Source organism: Streptomyces sp. NPDC048603 (assembly GCF_043199475.1).
In the GTDB taxonomy this organism is placed as follows: domain Bacteria; phylum Actinomycetota; class Actinomycetes; order Streptomycetales; family Streptomycetaceae; genus Streptomyces.
The window spans coordinates 236,300-251,233 of record NZ_JBICVY010000006.1 but is presented as its reverse complement, the minus strand read 5'-3'; the positions used below and the strand labels follow the sequence as shown (position 1 = coordinate 251,233).

Here is a 14,934-nt window from a genome sequence, read left to right as displayed (position 1 = left end):
CTCCCCCGGGGGCTGTGGTTACGGAACCCTTACGCGCAGGGGCGCCGCCTACAGGCCCGGGGTCACCTGGCGCACGGTGTAGTCGCGCATCCGGAGGTACCGGCCCTTGGGGTCGGTCGTGTAGATCCACGGTGCGGCGCCGATGTACCCGTCGACCGCCCGGAACTGCTCGGCCGCCGCCAGGTACCGGTCCTGCCAGTACAGGACCCAGGCGAGCATGTGCCGCACCTGCGCCGTGCGCCGGTCGCCGGGGTCGGCCGATTCGACGTCGGCGAGGGCCTTCGTCGCCGCCTCGACGATCTCCGGCCGCTTGTAGTACGTGTCCGGGTCGAGCTCGCTGTCGTACGTCTCGTGCTCGAAGAAGGCGTAGAGGGGGAGGAGGGACAGCAGGTCCCCGGGGTCGCCCGCGTCCGCGGACCGCCGGGCGAAGGACTCGGCCAGCTCGTGGGAGCCCTGCCACTTCGCGCACCAGTACTGGAGCGCGCTCGTGTGCGCCGCCAGCACCTTCGGGTCGCGCTTCACGATCTCGGCCCACAGGGCCTCGTACCGCTCGTGCGGGTAGCCGAAGGCCATGGCGATCGGCTGTTCCAGCATGTACGGGACGGGGTCCGCGGGGTCCGCGACCCGCTGGGCCTCGTGCACCAGTTCCTGGGCCTTGCCCAGCAGCTGGTGGAAGACCCGGAACTGCTCCTCGGTGGTGTACTTCGCGAGCTTGGAGCCGCGGACCTCCCATGCGAGCAGTACGGCGGCGTCGGCGTCGACGGCTGTGGCCGTCGCGTCCCCGGGCCGGGCGGCCCGCCAGGCCCGCAGCCAGCCGTCGTCCTGGACGGCGAGCTCCGCCACCTGCCCGATCCGCCCGACGCGCCTGTCCCAGTCGGTGCCGGCCGCCTCGATCCAGGCCGCACCGGCCTCCCAGTCCCCGGACCGGACCGCGTCCAGGACGGCGGTCACCTCGGCCGGCGGCGGGGCGCTGTGCTCGGTGTCGAGTTCCTCGCCCGGAACGAACCCGAGGGCGACGACCGCGGCCGCGGACTTCTCCTGGCCGTGGGCGGACCCCGACCCCACCCAGACACCCGTCGCCTTGCGCCGCTGTTGCAGGGCCTGCCACAGCTTGAACAGGGCGACGAGCAGCATGACGACCAGGACGATGCGGATCACGAGGCGGGCACCAGCTTCCGGAGCGGGGCGGTGTCGGGGCGGTCGGCGACCGCCGCGTCCAGGGCGAGGGTGAGCTGGTCGGCGAAGCCGTCCGCCGGGTAGCGGACCGAGGCCGAGTCGGACCAGGAGAGCTGCCAGCGGGCGGTGCCGCGGGCCGTCAGCTCGACGGTGACCAGCTGGTTGAGGGCGCGGCGGACGGCCGGGCGGGCGAACTCGCGGGCGGCGCGGCCGGTGGCCGCCGCGGCCTGCTCCGACTTCGGGAAGTGGTCGGCGATCCGCCACAGCACGGCCGGGTCGGCGTCGATCGCGTCCAGCAGGGAGGGGAGCGTGCCGTCGGTGCCCTCGGCGGTGAGGGCGGTGCGGATGTCCTCCGTGCCCTGGGCCACGTACTGGCTCATGCTGCTGTGGACCAGGTCCTCCCAGTCCATCCGGGGCATCGCCAGGGCCTCGGGGGTGAGCACCTCCCGCTCCAGCGCGGTGAACGCGGCGGCCGGGTCGGAGAGCAGCTCCAGCGACGGGCGGGCGGAGCCGGCGCCCGGGCGGCCGTCGTCGGGCAGGGCCTCGATGCGGGCGACGCGCTCGGCGAGCGGCGGGTGGCTGTCGTACGGGGAGGCCTGCTCGGTCGGCAGGTCGCTGCGCAGGTCGTCGAGCTCGGCGGTGCGGGCGGCGAGGAGCTCGGCGAAGCCGCCGAAGAACTGGCCGGGGCGGGGGAGCAGGCCGGCACCGACGCCGAGGGTGGCGTAGGAGCCCATGTAGAACTCGTGTGCGGGGGAGAGCGCGTTGAGCTCGCGCAGGGCGGAGGCGTAGGCGTCGCGGCCGCAGATGCGGGCGGCGGCGAGGTCGGCGGCGAACTCCTGGCGGCGGGAGGTGGAACGGGTGGCCCGCAGGTAGAAGTTGCCGTACGCGGTGTAGATCTTCGCCATGGCGCGGTAGGTGACGCCGGTCCCGGTGGTGTCGACCGCCTTGGCCTTCTTGCCCTTGGCGAGGCGCTTCTCGGCGGCCTTCTCCTGCTTGGCGGTCTCCTTGGCGACCTTGTTGTCGGCGCGCTCGTGGAAGTGGGCGATCGTGCGGACCAGCTGGGTCCGGCCGCGCACGATGAGCGGCATCATGCGGGTGTCGGAGTTGCTGTAGTGGCCGAGTTCGTGACCGAGGACGGCGCGCAGCTGCGTCTCGTCGAGGCCGGTCATGAGGGGGAGGCCGAGGAAGAGGGTGCGCTTGCCGCCGAGCAGGCCGAGCAGCCGGGCCTCCTCGCGGACGGCCGCGTTGACCTCGTCGACGAGCACGATCTCGTCGGGGGCGCGGGTGCCGACCTGGTCGGCGAGTTCGCGGACGGCGGCCCAGAGCCGGGGCTCCTGCGCTTCGGTGACGCGGATTCCGGGGGTCGGCTCCGGCTTGGGGGTGCGCAGCATGGTCATGCCGCGGAGGATCGGGATCGAGAGGACCACCGACACGATGACGATCTTCGCGGTGAGCGGGCCGGCGTCGGTTTTCGTGATCACGAGCCAGTCGGCGCCGGCCAGGGCGGCGATCAGGACGAGACCGAGCAGATAGAAGCCGGCGAGCAGTACGAGTGCGCGCAAGGCGCGCAGATATGCGCCCATTCGGACGGATCCCCCCACAGGATGCACACGCGCGGTTCGCGCGTGTCGGTGCTTGATTTGTTGCTTGTGTTGATGTCGCTGCTGGTGTGAAGCCTGATGAGTATGCAGCGTGCGGCCTGTGGGGGAAACCTGATTGCGTGTGGGGTCCGTGGAGGTCCGCAGAGGTCCGCAGAGGTCCGAGGAGCTCCGGGTCGGCGCGCCGGCCTGCCGGCCTGCCGGCGCGCCGGAGCGTCAGTGGGGCAGGGTGGCCGGGGAGCCGCCGTTGGCCTCGTAACCGCCGACCGCCAGGGCGCGGAACACCGCGTACATGTGGGCCGGGTCCGGGTTGTGCGACCAGGGCAGCGCGCCCACGTAGCCGTCCACGTGGCTGACCTGCTCCATCGCCTCGGCCCAGCGCTCGCCGTTGACGAGGAAGAACACCAGCAGGTGCCGGACGTGCGGCAGCATCGGGTCGTCCGCGCGGGCGCCGTGCGCCGCGTACAGCGCGCCCTCCACGGCACGGCTGACCACCGCGCTCCCGAAGAAGTCCCGCACGAGGGCGACGTCGGGCAGGTGCTCGTACACCGCGAACAGCGGCAGCGCCGCGAGCAGCGAGCCCTGCGGGGCGCGGGCGGCCGCCGCCTGCGCGAAGGCGTCGGCCTGTGCGCGCGAGCCGTGCCACTTCTCGCACAGGTAGTGCAGCGCCGCGATGTGCGCGCCCATGTGCGCGGGCGCGCGGTCGATCACCTTCGCCCACAGCGCGTCGAACTCGGCGGGCGGGTACGCCAGTCCGCGCGCGATCGCCAGCTCCGTGATGTACGGGACGGGGTCGCCGGGGGCCAGGGCCGCGGCCTTGGCGCAGGCCTCGCGGGCTTCCTCCAGGATGATCCGGTGGTCGGTGGAACCGACGCCGCCGGACTGCCGCCAGGCCTGCTGCACCAGGAACTCGGCGTGCACCTGGGCGCCGCCCGGGTCCTCCTCCGCCTCCAGCCGCCACGCCTTCAGCCAGCCCGCGCCGGTGCCCGGCTGCTGCGCCAGCTCCAGGGCGGCCGCGCCCGCGAACGCCTGCACCCGCTGCCAGCGCACCTCGCCCTCCGCGGGGGTGCCGGCCAGCAGCCGGGAGGCGGCCTGCCACTTCTGCGTGCCCTGGACCACCGCGAGGGCGTCCATCAGGTCCTCGTCGGGCCCGGGGACCCGGATGTCGAGCTGTTCCTGCCGTACGAAGCCGTAGTCCGCGGGGTCCGCCGCGTCGGGGCTGCCGGGCGCGACCAGCTGCGGTCCGACACCGCCGCGGCGGCGCCGTATCCACGGAGTCAGCACGGCCACCAGCATGCCGATCGCGATCAGGAACCAGAGAATCTCCATGCCTCAAGCGAACCAGACGGACCGGCCCGGAGGCGAATAGGCTCTGCTCCATGAGCCACGACAGCCACCAGAGCCACGAGCACCAGAGCTTCGAGACCCGCGCCATCCATGCGGGCAACACGGCCGACCCGCTGACCGGCGCGGTCGTTCCCCCCATCTACCAGGTGTCGACGTACAAGCAGGACGGCGTCGGCGGACTCCGCGGCGGCTACGAGTACAGCCGCAGCGCCAACCCGACCCGGACCGCGCTGGAGGAGAACCTCGCCGCGCTGGAGGGCGGCCGGCGCGGCCTGGCCTTCGCCTCCGGCCTGGCGGCCGAGGACTGCCTGCTGCGCACCCTGCTCTCCCCGGGCGACCACGTGGTCATCCCGAACGACGCCTACGGCGGTACGTTCCGCCTGTTCGCGAAGGTCGTCTCGCGCTGGGGCGTGGAGTGGTCGGTGGCGGACACCTCCGACCCGGCGTCCGTGCGCGCCGCCCTGACCGACAAGACCAAGGTCATCTGGGTGGAGACCCCCTCCAACCCGCTGCTCGGCATCACCGACATCGCGGTGGTCGCGGACATCGCGCGGACCGCGGGCGCCAAGCTGGTCGTGGACAACACCTTCGCCTCGCCCTACCTGCAGCAGCCGCTCGCCCTGGGCGCGGACGTGGTCGTGCACTCGCTGACCAAGTACATGGGCGGACACTCGGACGTGGTCGGCGGCGCGCTGGTCACCGCCGACGCGGCGCTCGGCGAGGAGCTGGCGTACCACCAGAACGCGATGGGCGCGGTGGCCGGTCCGTTCGACTCGTGGATCGTGCTGCGCGGCATCAAGACGCTGGCCGTCCGCATGGACCGGCACAGCGAGAACGCGACCCGCGTCGCCGAGATGCTGACCAAGCACCCGAAGGTCACCAAGGTCCTCTACCCCGGCCTGCCCGAGCACCCGGGCCACGAGATCGCCGCCAAGCAGATGCGTTCCTTCGGCGGAATGATCTCCTTCCAGGTCGTGGGCGGCGAGGAGGCGGCGGTCGAGGTCTGCAACCGCGCGCAGCTGTTCACCCTGGGTGAGTCCCTTGGCGGCGTGGAGTCGCTGATCGAGCACCCCGGCCGGATGACGCACGCCTCGGCGGCCGGCTCGGCGCTGGAGGTCCCGTCCGACCTGGTCCGCCTCTCGGTGGGCATCGAGAACGTGGACGACCTCCTCGCGGACCTCTCCCAGGCCCTGGCCTAGACATCCGGGACACCGGAGCGGTCCGGCCCTGACCCTGACGGCCCCGCCGCGGCGACGAGCCCGGCGGGGCCACGGTTTTCGGGTTCGAAGCTTGTTCGGGTTCAAAGCTTGCCGGGTGTACAGGACGGCCCGTCCAAGCGGACCTAGCCTGAATGAGGGGTTCCTCGTTCTCTCCTCGCGAAGGGCAGCGAACTCATGAAGGTACGGGCCAGAGGTGCCGTGGTCTCGGCCACGGCGTTGCTGCTCGGGCTGACGGGTGGCGGCGGATCGGCGTACGCCCAGGACCTGGATCCCAGGGAGATCTACGAGCAGGCGGCGCCGGGCACCGTTCAGGTGCTGGGGAAGAACTATGCGGGCAGCGGTTTCATCTACAACCCCGACAAGGGGCTCATCGCCACCGCCGCGCATGTGGTGGAGGGCGAGTCGTCGTTGAAGGTGGTGGTCGAGGACCGGGCGCCGGCGCCCGCCCGGGTGGTCGGGATCGACCCCTGTCAGGATCTGGCCGTGCTGACGTTCACCTCGCCGCAGTCGGACCTGAAGGGGCTCAAGTTCGGCCCCAGCAAGGAACTGCAGACGGCCGACGAGGTCGTCTCGCTCGGATACCCCCAGGCGCTCGGCGACAATCCGACGGCACAGAAAGCCGCCTTCACGAGCGGCTCGGTGCAGAACCCGAACGTCGTCAACGCCGAGCCGTCGGTGTCGATGCCGCGCTATCCCGTCAGCATCCAGCACTCCGCCACGGTGAACCCGGGCAACTCCGGTGGCCCCCTGCTCAACAGCAAGGGCGAGGTAGTCGGCATCAACACGCTGAGTGCGCTCCAGGCACAGGGACAGTTCTACGCGATCACCGCCGACCACGCCCGGCCGGTGCTCGACGTGCTGGCCGGCGGGGACATAAAGAACTCCCCGGGCTGGGACCTCGCGGCGGTGGACGATCCCGACCTGCTGGCGGACTACGAGCTGCCCGAGGACCAGGCCATCATCGAGAAGGCGCAGAAGCAGTTGGCCGACGCCGGTGTGACCGGGGTGCTGGTGCAGTCCGCCAAGACCAACTCCCCTGCGGGAAAGGCCAAACTGACGGAGGGGGACGTGGTGACCACCATCAAGGACACCCCCGTGACGACCGTGGCGGAGGTCTGCGACATCCTGCAATCCGCCGAGCCGGGTGCGACCCTGCCGATGGAGGGCGTGTACTCCTACAACGCCGACGGCAAGGAGACCAAGTTCGGCGAGGCGTGGACCACCGACCTCGTCCTGAGCAAGAAGCAGAACACCGGCTGACGGGGCCGCCGGTCACCAGCCTTCCAGGGGTGGGGCGACCGATTCCGACGGGACCACCCAGGGGCGGGTGAGCGAGGCCCAGACCAGGAAGGCGACGGCGGCGGTGAGCAGCAGCCACCAGCCCAGGCGGCGCAGTGCGCGGCGGCGCCGGCGCAGCACCCCGCCGCGGGCGGCCGCGCGGGACGCCAGGTCCGCCGGGACGGCCGGGTGAGGCCCGTCCAGCATCCGCCGTACGTCGAGCTCCTTGCGGTCGGGCGGGCTCATGCGGCGGCCCCCCGCTCCGGGCGCCGCAGCACCGAGATCGCGCGGGCGCGCAGCGCCCGGACCCGCTCCACCGGCAGTCCCAGCTGCGCGGCAGCCTGCGGCTCGGCCACGCTCTCGTACACCAGGAGCACGACCACCAGGCGGGCCTGCGGCCGCAGCCGGGACAGCGGGCCGCCGCGGCCCCGGTGGTGCCGCCAGGCGGTACGGGCGAAGGCGGCGCAGAGCTCCTGCCGGGTGTGGTCGTAGGGGTCGTCGCCGCGCAGCCGCGGCCAGTCGGCGAACGTACGGGCCAGGGCGCCCGCGAGCAGGGCCCGGGCGGCGGCGTTCGCGTCCTCCGGCTCGGTGGTCAGCAGGGTGGCGACGTGCAGCAGCCGGCCCGCCGCCCCCGCGACGAACGCCGTGAACTCCTCCAGCTCCGCGGAGTCCCCGACCCCGTCGGAGTGCCGGAACCCGCCGAACCCCCTGTCGTCCACGTGCTTATGGTGCGGGCAGCCCGGCGGGGTGGGTCAAGAGGTAGGACGGGGCCGGGTCGGGAGGCCGGACCCGGACGGGTCAGGAGGCCGGGCCGCCCTCGGACGCCGCGCCCATCAGCTCCGACAGCGACAGGTTGAAACGGGTGAGCAGGGTCGCGAACGTCTCGCGCTCGCCCTCCGTCCAGCCGTCCGTCACCAGGGCCATCAGCTCGCGCCGCGAGGAGCGCACCTCCTCCAGCCGGGTCAGCCCGCGCGGGGAGAGCGCCAGCACGACCGCGCGGCCGTCCTCGGGGTGCGAGGTCCGCTTGACCAGGCCGGTCTCCACCAGCGGGGCGACCTGCCGGGTCACCGTGGAGGAGTCGATGCCCATCCCGCAGGCCAGCGCCTTGACGCCCATCGGACCTTCCAGGTCCAGCCGGTTCAGCAGCAGGTACGCGGCACGGTCCATCGAGTTGCGGGCCTGGCCCACACCGCCGAGGCGGGTCTGCTCCGCCCGGCGGGCGAACAGCGCGACCTGGTGCTGCAGCGCGTCGAGCAGGCCGGCTCCGGCGGGAACGCGCTCGTGCGCGGCCTGCGCCGGCAGGTCGGGATTGGCCGGGATGGAGGGCATGGCCGTGGGCTCTCTTCGCGTGGGGCCGACAGGGATGGGGGACAGCGTACGCGGATGGACTGTGGCCCGTATGCGTCGTGCGGGAACTGGGGTCACCGGATCCGGCGACGGCGGTCGGCTCGCCCGGTCCGGGGCCGTACCGGGGGCAAGTGTGCGGCAGGCGGGCCATGTCGCGTACGTCGTTCCGCATGGCGAGATCCACTCGCCGCCGGTCCCGCCGCGGTCCCGCCGCGGGTCCCCGGGCCCCGTCCCGGCCGCCCGTCGCCGGATCTCCTGGCGCCCCGGGCGCCCCGGGCTGCAAGACTTGCGGCATGAGCTACCGCATGCCTCTGCCCGTACCCCAGGTGATCCTCGACGACGTGCGCGGGGCGCAGAAGATGCTGTCCGGGGTGTCGCGGATGACTCCGATGGAGGGCAGCCGCCACCTGTCCGCGCTCACCGGCTCCCCGGTGCACTTCAAGTGCGAGAACCTGCAGCGGACCGGCTCCTTCAAGCTGCGCGGCGCGTACGTGCGGATCGCAGGCCTGCGCCCCGAGCAGCGCGCGGCGGGGGTGGTCGCGGCCAGCGCCGGGAACCACGCGCAGGGCGTGGCCCTCGCGTCCTCCCTGCTCGGGGTGCGCGCCACCGTGTTCATGCCGGTCGGGGCCCCGCTCCCGAAGGTGGCCGCGACCCGCGACTACGGCGCCGACGTCCGCCTGCACGGCCAGGTCGTGGACGAGACCCTCGCCGCCGCGGAGGACTACGCGGAACGGACCGGGGCGGTGTTCATCCACCCCTTCGACCACCGGGACATCATCGCGGGCCAGGGCACGGTCGGTCTGGAGATCCTGGAGCAGTGCCCGGAGGTGCGGACCATCCTCGTCGGGATCGGCGGCGGCGGGCTGGCGGCGGGGATCGCGGTCGCGGTGAAGGCGTTGCGGCCGGACGTACGCGTCGTCGGCGTGCAGGCGGCGGGTGCGGCCGCGTACCCGCCCTCGCTGGCGGTCGGGCACCCGATCTCCATCGACAACCCGAGCACGATGGCCGACGGCATCCGGGTGGGACGCCCCGGTGACGTGCCGTTCCGCATCATCGGGGAGCTCCTGGACGACGTCCGCACCGTCTCCGAGGACGAGCTGTCCAGTGCGCTGCTGCTGTGCCTGGAGCGGGCGAAGCTGGTGGTCGAGCCGGCCGGGTGCAGCCCGGTGGCGGCGCTGCTGAGCGAGCCGGAGCTGTACGGGAACGGGCCGGTGGTGGCGGTGCTGTCCGGCGGGAACGTCGATCCGCTGCTGCTCCAGCGGATCCTGCGGCACGGCATGGCGGCGGCCGGCCGCTACCTCTCGCTGCGGCTGCAGGTGGCGGACCGGCCGGGGGCGCTCGCCGGTCTGCTGGGGGTGCTGTCGGTGGCCGACGCGAACGTGCTGGACGTGAGCCACGTACGGACCGACCCGCGCCTGGGGCTGACGGAGGTGGAGGTCGAGCTGCACCTGGAGACCAAGGGGCCGGAGCACTGCGCGGAGGTGGCGCGGGCCCTGCACACCGCGGGCTACCGGGTGATGAGCTGAGCCGGGCTGCGGAAACTCCCGGGCGGGACGCGATATAGCGCGATAGCGTGTGGGCCTGTGCCGCTCGTGTCGCCCGTATGGGCGTATCGGTCGGCCTGCTCATACGATTTGCGTGCGAAACATGGGTAACACCCGATTCAGTACTGGGAGACTCCATATGCCAGGCGCGATCTACGCCGAAGGCCTGGTGAAGACCTTCGGTGACGTACGAGCCCTGGACGGCGTGGACCTCGATGTCCCCGAGGGCACCGTGCTGGGCCTGCTCGGCCCGAACGGCGCGGGAAAGACCACGACCGTGCGTGTCCTGACCACCCTCCTGCAACCCGACAGCGGCAAGGCCGAGGTCGCGGGGATCGACGTACTCAAGCACCCCAACGAGGTCCGCCGGGCGATCGGCCTGTCCGGGCAGTTCGCGGCCGTCGACGAATACCTGACCGGCCGCGAGAACCTCGAAATGGTCGGCCGGCTCTACCAGATGCGCGCCAGGGCGGCGAAGGCCCGCGCGGGGGAGCTCCTGGAGCGGTTCAACCTCGCCGACGCCGCCGACCGCACCGCGAAGACCTACTCCGGAGGCATGCGCCGCCGCCTCGACCTCGCGGCGGCGCTCGTCGTCCGGCCGCCGGTGATGTTCATGGACGAGCCGACCACCGGCCTGGACCCGCGCAACCGGCAGGCCCTGTGGGAGGTGATCCAGGAGCTGGTGGCCGGCGGCACCACCCTGCTGCTCACCACCCAGTACCTCGAGGAGGCCGACCACCTCGCGCACGACATCTGCGTGGTCGACCACGGCCGGGTCATCGCCCGCGGCACCTCCGACCAGCTCAAGGCGCAGACCGGCGGCGAACGCGTCGAGGTCGTGGTCCACGACCCGGCGCACATACCGGCCGCCCGCGAGGTGCTGGCCGCCTTCGGCAAGGGCGAGACCACGGTCGAGGAGCACACGCGCAAGCTCACCGTCCCGGTGGCCGGCGGGGCCAGGCTGCTCGCCGAGGTCATCCGCGAGCTGGACGGACGCGGGATGGAGATCGACGACATAGGGCTGCGCCGCCCGACCCTCGACGACGTCTTCATCTCCCTCACCGGCCACGCGGCCGCGCTGACGGAGGAGGAGAACGGCGGTCCGGGAGCCGGTGCGGGGGCCGGCCCGGCGGACCGGTCCAAGGGCGGCCGCAAGGCCCGGAAGGAGACGGTGAAGTGAGCATCGCGAACGGAACCGGGGCCGAGGGGCTCGCCGCGCCCCGGCCGCGCGGCGGGGTCCTGCAGTCCCTGGGCGACTCGCTGGTCATCACCAAGCGCAACCTCATCCGGATGTCCCGGATCCCCGAGATGATCATCTTCGGGCTGATCCAGCCGGTGATGTTCGTCGTTCTGTTCAGCTACGTCTTCGGCGGCTCGATCAGTGTCGGCGGCAGCACCTCGCCCGCCGCCTACCGTGAGTTCCTGATGGCGGGCATCTTCGCGCAGACCGTCACCTTCGCCACCGCCGGCGCGGGCGCCGGCATCGCGGACGACATGCACAAGGGCCTGATCGACCGGTTCCGGTCGCTCCCCATGGCCCGCGGCGCGGTCCTCACCGGCCGCACCCTGGCGGACCTGGTGCAGACCGCGCTGACCGTGACCGTCCTCGCGGTGGTCGCGCTGATCGTCGGCTGGCGCACCCACACGAGCTTCGGCGAGGTACTGGGCGGCTTCGCCCTGCTGATGCTGATGGGGTACGCGTTCTCCTGGATCGGCGCGCTGATCGGCCTGTCGGTCCGCACTCCGGAGGCGGCCACCTCGGGCGGCCTGATCTGGCTCTTCCCGCTGACGTTCATCTCGAACGCGTTCGTGCCATCGGACAACATGCCGTCCTTCCTGCAGACGATCGCCGAGTGGAACCCGTTCAGCGCGACCGTGCAGGCGACCCGCGAGCTCTTCGGCAACCTGCCGCCCGGGTACCAGGCCCCGGACGCCTGGCCGATGCAGCACCCCGTGATCGCGTCCGTCCTGTGGTCCGTGCTGATCGTCGTGGCGTTCCGGACCCTGGCCGTGCGCAAGTACCGCTCGGCCGCCGCCTGAGCCGCGGCCCGGACGGCACCGAGCCGCGGCCCGGACACGCGGAAGCCCCCCACCGGCGGGTGGGGGGCTTCCGCGTATGCGTTCGCGTTCGAGTTCGCGCGAGTTCGCGCTCGCGCTCGCGTTCCGGGGGACGGTCAGCCGGTGAAGGGCTTCACGCCGAGGATGCGGACGGACGCCTTCTTGCCGTTCGGCAGCTCGTACTCGGCGTCCTCACCGGTCTTCTTGCCCATCACGCCGGCGCCCAGCGGGGACTGCGGCGAGTACGTCTCGAAGGCCGAGGACGCGTACTCGCGCGAGGCCAGCAGGAACTCCATCGTGTCGTCCGGGTCGCCGTCGAAGGCGATGGTCACCACGGTGCCCGGCGCCACGACGCCGTCGGACGCGGGGGCGGTGCCGACCTTCGCGCTCTCCAGCAGCTGGGTCAGCTGGCGCACGCGCAGTTCCTGCTTGCCCTGCTCCTCCTTGGCCGCGTGGTAGCCGCCGTTCTCACGGAGGTCACCCTCCTCGCGGGCGGCCGCGATCTTGGCGGCGATCTCCGTGCGGGCGGGACCAGACAGGTAATCCAGCTCGGCCTTGAGCTGGTCGTACGCCTCCTGGGTCAGCCAGGTGACGCTCTCGCTCGTCTGGGTCACAGGTGCTCCTCGTCGGTACAGGGGACTTCATGGCCGCGCACCCGTGCAGCGGTGCGGGCGAAACCACGAGCCTAACAATTCGGGAAGAAAAGGGGGAGGACACCGTGTGTATGAAGTGTGTCATTGCGGGCCCGCGGCACGCGTGCAGAGGCGGTCCGGAGCCCGTGCAGTGTCCCTCGCCGAGTCCCTTGCCGAGTCCCGCACCGGAGCCTGCGACACCGGGCCCGCGCAGGGGGTCTGGGCGCGCCGCGCCGGGCCCTGCCGGCGGGAGGGGGGATCAGCCGGCGGAGCCGGCGGGCTGGCACCCCACGAGCTCGATCATCGTCGCCCGGCCGGTGGTCTTGAGGGTGACCATCTCGTCGACCCGCTCACCGGGCTGCGCGAAGGTGAAGTCGGCCCGGCCGACCTCGCCGTGCGTCTTGTCCTGGGAGCTCAGCGTGCACACCCCGGTGACGCCCGCCTCCTTGCGGACCTCCAGGTGCACCCGCACCTCGGAGTCGGAGACCACGTCGTACTTGATCACCTCGGCGCTGACGCTCTGGCCGGCCACGTAGTCCCAGCCGATCCATCCGACCAGGCCGAGCAGGCCGACCCCGAGGACCGATCCGATGATCTTGAGCTTGCGGTCGGCGCGTTCGTCGGCGGAACGGCCGTAGCGGCCCTCGGGCAGCCCTCCGGGCAGTCCCTCGCGCACCGAGCCCATGATCGATCCTCTCTCCGGGGGCCAGGAATTTTCCGTCCCCCGATTCGGTCACTATAGAAGCCGCCCACTCGCCAGCCGACCGCCGCCCCTCGACGGTGCCGAATCACAGAGGATCCTGTCTTGACCGAGCAGCTTCGACTGATGGCCGTCCATGCCCACCCCGACGACGAGTCGAGCAAGGGCGCGGCCACGATGGCCAAGTACGTCTCCGAGGGGGTGCCCGTCCTCGTGGTGACCTGCACCGGTGGCGAGCGCGGCTCGATCCTCAACCCCAAGCTCCAGGGCGACAAGTACATCGAGGAGAACATCCACGAGGTCCGCCGCAAGGAGATGGACGAGGCCCGCGAGATCCTCGGCGTCGAGCAGGAGTGGCTCGGTTACGTCGACTCCGGCCTGCCCGAGGGCGACCCGCTGCCGCCGCTGCCCGAGGGCTGCTTCGCCCTGGAGGACGTCGACGAGGCGGCCGGCCGCCTGGTCAGGAAGATCCGCGCGTTCAAGCCGCAGGTCATCACGACGTACGACGAGAACGGCGGCTACCCGCACCCCGACCACATCATGACCCACAAGATCACGATGGTGGCCTTCGACGGCGCGACGGACACCGAGAAGTACCCCGAGGCCGAGTTCGGCCCCGCCTACCAGCCGCAGAAGCTCTACTACAACCAGGGCTTCAACAAGCCGCGCACCCTGGCCCTGCACCACGCGCTGCTGGACCGCGGCCTGGAGTCCCCCTACGGGGAGTGGCTGGAGCGCTGGAAGGAGTTCGAGCGCAAGGAGCGGACCCTGACCACGCACGTGCCGTGCGCGGAGTTCTTCGAGATCCGTGACAAGGCGCTGATCGCCCACGCCACCCAGATCGACCCGGACGGCGGCTGGTTCCGCGTTCCGCTGGAGATCCAGAAGGAGGTCTGGCCGACGGAGGAGTACGAGCTGGCGAAGTCGCTCGTCGACACCGCCATCCCCGAGGCCGACCTCTTCGCGGGCATCCGGGAGAATGCGTAGCCATGAGCGCTTCCCAGGCAGTCGTGACCCAGTTCCTTCCGCTGGCCGCCGACACGTTCGACAAGAACAAGGTGACGCCGGGCCTCCTCGGCTTCATCGTGTTCGCGGCTCTGGCCGTCGGCGTGTGGGCCCTGATGAAGTCGATGAACCGGCACATGGGCCGGGTGAACTTCGAGGAGGCCCCGGCGACCCCGGCCCCGGCCGGCGGTTCCGGCGGTTCCGGCGGGGGCACGGACTCCGACCGGCAGTAGCGGCCGCCCGGGCCCGCGGGCCGGCCGCCCTCCCCGGGAAAACCGGTGGGGCGCGGCCGACCCCGGCATGCATGATCACCGGGTGAACGGAAACCCGGACCCCTTCGACGCCGACACGGTCTTCGCGCCCCTGCGCGGCATCCGGGTCTGGAACGTCCTGCTGCCCGGCTTCATCGACCGCGACCTGCCGCTCCCCTTCTTCCGGCCGATGCCGAGCGCGGTCTACTTCGCGCTGCACACGGACCGGAAAGGGAGTGCGATCGGCGCCTGGGCCCGCGACGGGTTCATCCGGGTCGCGGCCGCGGACGACGAGGGCGTGCTCACCCTGTCCCGCGTCGACGAGCCCGTCTGTCCGCCCGAGCTCGCCGACCTGGCCGACGAGGACGAGGACGAGGACGACGAGTTCGCCGTCGGGGGCTGCGGCCACGACTTCCTCGGCACCGACATTCCGCTCGCCCTGACCCGCGTCCGCTATGCCCTCGACGACGGCTCCGACCTCGTTCCCGGCGCCTTCCGCTGCGCCGAGTTCACCTTCGGCCCCGCCCGCGTCTTCCTCGACCCGATGAACTTCGACGGCATCCGGATCCAGGGGGCGGGAGCGTACGAGAAGTGCGTCGCCGATCAGCGCTCCCGCACCACATTCGGCCCGGTGCGGGAACACGTCTGGGTCCCCTGAACCACGGCTCCCGGGGGGTCAGGCGAGACCTTGCGGACAGCGGCCCGACGAGATCGCCGCCGGAGCCCGCGCCGGACACCGTCGACCCGCGCCGGAGCGGGCGCCGGGATCCACGGCCGA

General features: G+C 72.1%; 16 protein-coding genes. 8 read left to right on the top strand and 8 right to left on the bottom strand.

Annotation, left to right across the window (positions count from 1 at the left end):
• Positions 1–48: 48 nt before the first annotated feature.
• From ACGFQ9_RS16720 to ACGFQ9_RS16710, 3 genes are all read right to left on the bottom strand, one after another.
• Positions 49–1,158 (bottom strand): hypothetical protein, encoded by a 1,110-nt coding sequence (locus ACGFQ9_RS16720; RefSeq protein WP_393574529.1) that lies wholly within the window; start codon positions 1,156–1,158, stop codon positions 49–51.
• On the bottom strand, positions 1,155–2,759 hold the full coding sequence (locus ACGFQ9_RS16715; protein WP_393574528.1) for a M48 family metallopeptidase: 1,605 nt from the start codon (positions 2,757–2,759) through the stop codon (positions 1,155–1,157). Before ACGFQ9_RS16715 ends, ACGFQ9_RS16720 begins: the two co-directional genes overlap by 4 nt.
• Positions 2,760–2,990: 231 nt before the next feature.
• Positions 2,991–4,103, bottom strand: a complete 1,113-nt coding sequence (locus ACGFQ9_RS16710) for a hypothetical protein (protein WP_393574527.1) — start codon at positions 4,101–4,103, stop codon at positions 2,991–2,993.
• A 50-nt stretch (positions 4,104–4,153) separates the two neighbouring features.
• On the opposite strand from ACGFQ9_RS16710, the gene ACGFQ9_RS16705 reads away from it, so the two are divergent.
• The gene (locus ACGFQ9_RS16705; RefSeq protein WP_393574526.1) at positions 4,154–5,320 is read left to right on the top strand and encodes a cystathionine gamma-synthase; all 1,167 of its coding nucleotides are present in this window, start codon (positions 4,154–4,156) and stop codon (positions 5,318–5,320) included.
• 195 nt (positions 5,321–5,515) lie between these two features.
• Positions 5,516–6,601, top strand: a complete 1,086-nt coding sequence (locus ACGFQ9_RS16700; protein ID WP_393574525.1) for a S1C family serine protease — start codon at positions 5,516–5,518, stop codon at positions 6,599–6,601.
• Between the two features lie 12 nt (positions 6,602–6,613).
• Here ACGFQ9_RS16700 and ACGFQ9_RS16695 read toward each other — a convergent pair whose 3' ends face one another.
• The 3 genes from ACGFQ9_RS16695 to ACGFQ9_RS16685 form a co-directional block, all read right to left on the bottom strand.
• On the bottom strand, positions 6,614–6,865 hold the full coding sequence (locus ACGFQ9_RS16695) for a hypothetical protein (protein WP_393574524.1): 252 nt from the start codon (positions 6,863–6,865) through the stop codon (positions 6,614–6,616).
• Positions 6,862–7,278, bottom strand: a complete 417-nt coding sequence (locus tag ACGFQ9_RS16690) for an RNA polymerase subunit sigma-70 (RefSeq protein ID WP_393574766.1) — start codon at positions 7,276–7,278, stop codon at positions 6,862–6,864. Before ACGFQ9_RS16690 ends, ACGFQ9_RS16695 begins: the two co-directional genes overlap by 4 nt.
• 139 nt (positions 7,279–7,417) lie before the next feature.
• On the bottom strand, positions 7,418–7,948 hold the full coding sequence (locus tag ACGFQ9_RS16685; protein ID WP_393574523.1) for a MarR family winged helix-turn-helix transcriptional regulator: 531 nt from the start codon (positions 7,946–7,948) through the stop codon (positions 7,418–7,420).
• Positions 7,949–8,259: 311 nt separating this feature from the next.
• Here ACGFQ9_RS16685 and ilvA point away from each other — a divergent pair, with 311 nt between their 5' ends.
• The 3 genes from ilvA to ACGFQ9_RS16670 all read left to right on the top strand — a co-directional run bounded on the left by ilvA (position 8,260) and on the right by ACGFQ9_RS16670 (position 11,550).
• Positions 8,260–9,492, top strand: a complete 1,233-nt coding sequence (gene ilvA / locus ACGFQ9_RS16680; protein WP_393574522.1) for a threonine ammonia-lyase — start codon at positions 8,260–8,262, stop codon at positions 9,490–9,492.
• 157 nt (positions 9,493–9,649) lie between these two features.
• The gene (locus ACGFQ9_RS16675) at positions 9,650–10,690 is read left to right on the top strand and encodes an ATP-binding cassette domain-containing protein (RefSeq protein ID WP_393574521.1); all 1,041 of its coding nucleotides are present in this window, start codon (positions 9,650–9,652) and stop codon (positions 10,688–10,690) included.
• A gap of 2 nt (positions 10,691–10,692) precedes the next feature.
• The gene (locus tag ACGFQ9_RS16670; RefSeq protein WP_393574765.1) at positions 10,693–11,550 is read left to right on the top strand and encodes an ABC transporter permease; all 858 of its coding nucleotides are present in this window, start codon (positions 10,693–10,695) and stop codon (positions 11,548–11,550) included.
• A 134-nt stretch (positions 11,551–11,684) separates the two neighbouring features.
• On the opposite strand, the gene greA is transcribed toward ACGFQ9_RS16670, so the two are convergent.
• Both greA and ACGFQ9_RS16660 read right to left on the bottom strand, forming a co-directional pair.
• Positions 11,685–12,182 (bottom strand): transcription elongation factor GreA, encoded by a 498-nt coding sequence (gene greA, locus ACGFQ9_RS16665; RefSeq protein WP_393574520.1) that lies wholly within the window; start codon positions 12,180–12,182, stop codon positions 11,685–11,687.
• Between the two features lie 277 nt (positions 12,183–12,459).
• On the bottom strand, positions 12,460–12,885 hold the full coding sequence (locus ACGFQ9_RS16660; protein ID WP_393574519.1) for a DUF4307 domain-containing protein: 426 nt from the start codon (positions 12,883–12,885) through the stop codon (positions 12,460–12,462).
• Between the two features lie 120 nt (positions 12,886–13,005).
• On the opposite strand from ACGFQ9_RS16660, the gene mca reads away from it, so the two are divergent.
• The 3 genes from mca to ACGFQ9_RS16645 all read left to right on the top strand — a co-directional run bounded on the left by mca (position 13,006) and on the right by ACGFQ9_RS16645 (position 14,814).
• Complete coding sequence (gene mca / locus ACGFQ9_RS16655) at positions 13,006–13,887, top strand: mycothiol conjugate amidase Mca (RefSeq protein WP_393574518.1); 882 nt, start codon at positions 13,006–13,008, stop codon at positions 13,885–13,887.
• Positions 13,888–13,889: 2 nt separating this feature from the next.
• On the top strand, positions 13,890–14,138 hold the full coding sequence (locus ACGFQ9_RS16650) for a hypothetical protein (protein ID WP_393574517.1): 249 nt from the start codon (positions 13,890–13,892) through the stop codon (positions 14,136–14,138).
• Between the two features lie 82 nt (positions 14,139–14,220).
• Positions 14,221–14,814, top strand: a complete 594-nt coding sequence (locus tag ACGFQ9_RS16645) for a hypothetical protein (RefSeq protein ID WP_393574516.1) — start codon at positions 14,221–14,223, stop codon at positions 14,812–14,814.
• The last annotated feature ends 120 nt before the right edge of the window (positions 14,815–14,934 follow it).

Bases quoted from the DNA above. Each gene is read 5' to 3' on its own strand.
- ACGFQ9_RS16715 (WP_393574528.1), bottom strand. From the start codon at position 2,759: ATGGGCGCATATCTGCGCGCCTTGCGCGCACTCGTACTGCTCGCCGGC.
- ACGFQ9_RS16710 (WP_393574527.1), bottom strand. From the start codon at position 4,103: ATGGAGATTCTCTGGTTCCTGATCGCGATCGGCATGCTGGTGGCCGTG.
- ACGFQ9_RS16705 (WP_393574526.1), top strand. From the start codon at position 4,154: ATGAGCCACGACAGCCACCAGAGCCACGAGCACCAGAGCTTCGAGACC.
- ACGFQ9_RS16700 (WP_393574525.1), top strand. From the start codon at position 5,516: ATGAAGGTACGGGCCAGAGGTGCCGTGGTCTCGGCCACGGCGTTGCTG.
- ACGFQ9_RS16695 (WP_393574524.1), bottom strand. From the start codon at position 6,865: ATGAGCCCGCCCGACCGCAAGGAGCTCGACGTACGGCGGATGCTGGAC.
- ACGFQ9_RS16685 (WP_393574523.1), bottom strand. From the start codon at position 7,948: ATGCCCTCCATCCCGGCCAATCCCGACCTGCCGGCGCAGGCCGCGCAC.
- ilvA (WP_393574522.1), top strand. From the start codon at position 8,260: ATGAGCTACCGCATGCCTCTGCCCGTACCCCAGGTGATCCTCGACGAC.
- ACGFQ9_RS16675 (WP_393574521.1), top strand. From the start codon at position 9,650: ATGCCAGGCGCGATCTACGCCGAAGGCCTGGTGAAGACCTTCGGTGAC.
- ACGFQ9_RS16660 (WP_393574519.1), bottom strand. From the start codon at position 12,885: ATGGGCTCGGTGCGCGAGGGACTGCCCGGAGGGCTGCCCGAGGGCCGC.
- ACGFQ9_RS16650 (WP_393574517.1), top strand. From the start codon at position 13,890: ATGAGCGCTTCCCAGGCAGTCGTGACCCAGTTCCTTCCGCTGGCCGCC.